2 protein-coding genes are annotated in these 961 nt (G+C 35.8%); both read right to left on the bottom strand.

Going from position 1 to position 961, the window contains the following annotated elements:
• Positions 1 to 165: 165 nt before the first annotated feature.
• Positions 166 to 612: a VOC family protein gene (locus ACE4RR_RS21515; RefSeq protein WP_375537460.1), complete on the bottom strand. Its 447-nt coding sequence runs from the start codon at positions 610 to 612 to the stop codon at positions 166 to 168.
• Between the two features lie 107 nt (positions 613 to 719).
• On the bottom strand, positions 720 to 961 hold a 242-nt coding region (locus tag ACE4RR_RS21510; protein WP_375537459.1), incomplete at its 5' end, for an ArdC-like ssDNA-binding domain-containing protein.

Raw genomic sequence — 961 nt, 5'->3', positions numbered from 1 at the left:
CAAACCCATATTTTACGATAAATAAAAAGAATCCATTTTGAAAAAAGATTGATCAAAATGGATTCTTTTTCAGCGGATTTAAGTTTGATTTTTATAAAAAAGTTTGATCATTTTCTACCTGTGTTGTTCAACAATCGCGCTCCGATTGCTTACTATCGTACCGTCCTAATCTTCACGAATAATCAACATATCGTTCTCATCGAATTCCCAGTTCTCTCCATATGCAACTTCCCAATAAAATCCGTTTGGATCTTGAAAATATCCACTATATCCACCCCAAAATACTGTTTCAGGCTCCTTGATGATTTTCGCTCCAGCTTTTTCAACTAACGAAAACACTTCATTAACCTCTTCTTTTGACTTTCCGTTATAAGCAAGTGTGATTCCTCCAAAGCCCCTGCCGACTGCTGGTGGATTTTTTTCGTTAATATCTTTCACTAAACGGTCAATTTGAAACAGTGAGATTTTTGTCCCTGCATTATTAAAAAAAATTACATCTGGATTTGTTTCATCCCCATATACAAATACTTCAAATCCAAGTCCATCACGATAAAAATTAAGTGACTCCACCATGTCCTTTACACCTAAAGTAATTAAATTTAAACGATTCATCCCTTAATCTCCTTTTCTAGAGTCTTAATTACTAATTTCAATTTCCATTCCTAAAACCCCTTTTCATTCCATAATCTGGCCCTTTAATGAAATAACCTATCGTTTACTTAATAGTAACAGAACTTCTCGAAAACCCGGTAATAACGAAGTATCGGAATCTTATCTATCTCTCCTGACTTTTTATCTTCTTTTTCTAACCACTTCCAGAACACAACTAAGGAACTTTTTGATCCTTTCTTTACCTTTCCGCCAGCTTCCTGAATCTGTTTGAAAGTAGCATATTCCCCTTCAGGGAGAATCATCCTATTGATGCCCCTGTACGCTTGCTGTGTTTTCCAACGGACAGCCC

The sequence above is a fragment of the Alteribacillus sp. HJP-4 genome, assembly GCF_042139015.1.
Lineage (GTDB): Bacteria > Bacillota > Bacilli > Bacillales > Marinococcaceae > JBHIKY01.
This window is presented reverse-complemented; position numbering and strand designations above follow the sequence as displayed.

Coding starts and splice junctions, on each gene's coding strand:
- ACE4RR_RS21515 (WP_375537460.1), bottom strand. CDS start 612: ATGAATCGTTTAAATTTAATTACTTTAGGTGTAAAGGACATGGTGGAG.